This window comes from Prevotella sp. CAG:255 (assembly GCF_000431195.1).
GTDB classification, from domain to species: Bacteria; Bacteroidota; Bacteroidia; order Bacteroidales; family Bacteroidaceae; genus Prevotella; species Prevotella rara.
The window spans coordinates 1-791 of record NZ_HF986776.1 but is presented as its reverse complement, the minus strand read 5'-3'; the positions used below and the strand labels follow the sequence as shown (position 1 = coordinate 791).

1 protein-coding gene is annotated in these 791 nt (G+C 46.8%); it reads left to right on the top strand.

Annotated features, from left to right (window positions below; genetic code table 11):
* Positions 1–50: 50 nt before the first annotated feature.
* A partial coding sequence (locus QVO66_RS02510) for an N-6 DNA methylase (RefSeq protein WP_288172476.1) occupies positions 51–791 on the top strand: 741 nt, incomplete at its 3' end.

Below are 791 nucleotides of genomic sequence, written 5' to 3'. Positions count from 1 at the left end.
TGTCTTTGTCTGCGGAATTGGGTTATAACATAGAAAAATTAGATTAGAATATGAGCGAAGAATTACAACAGAAACTCCGTGACCAACTTTGGGAAGTGGCCAATAAGTTGCGCGGAAATATGTCGGCCAGCGATTTCATGTATTTCACTTTGGGCTTCATCTTCTACAAATACCTTTCGGAGAAGATAGAAGCATACGCAAACAATGCCTTGGTGGATGATGAAGTGTCCTTCAAAGAATTGTGGACTATGGAGGACGAGGATGCCGCCGAACTGCAAGAGGAACTGAAAAAGCAATGCTTGGAGGGTGTCGGCTACTTCATCGAACCGACTTACCTTTTCTCATCGGTGATAGACCGGATAAAGAAGAAAGAGAACATATTGCCCATTCTTGAACGCTCGTTAAAGCGCATTGAGGATAGCACATTGGGGCATGACAGCGAGGAAGATTTTGGTGGTCTGTTCTCTGATATTGACCTTGCTTCGCCTAAACTGGGCAAGACGGCAGATGACAAGAATACGCTCGTCAGCAATGTACTGTTGGCATTGGACGATATAAAGTTTGGCGTGGAGGCATCGGAAGAAATAGACATCCTTGGCGATGCCTACGAGTATATGATTGGCCAGTTTGCCGCTGGAGCCGGAAAGAAAGCCGGAGAGTTCTATACACCGCAAGAGGTTAGTCAGATATTGGCTGAAATTGTGTCTATCGGTCATGCGCGGCTTCGCAATGTGTATGACCCGACTTGCGGTAGCGGCTCGTTGCTTCTTCGTGCGGCAAAGGTCGGCCAT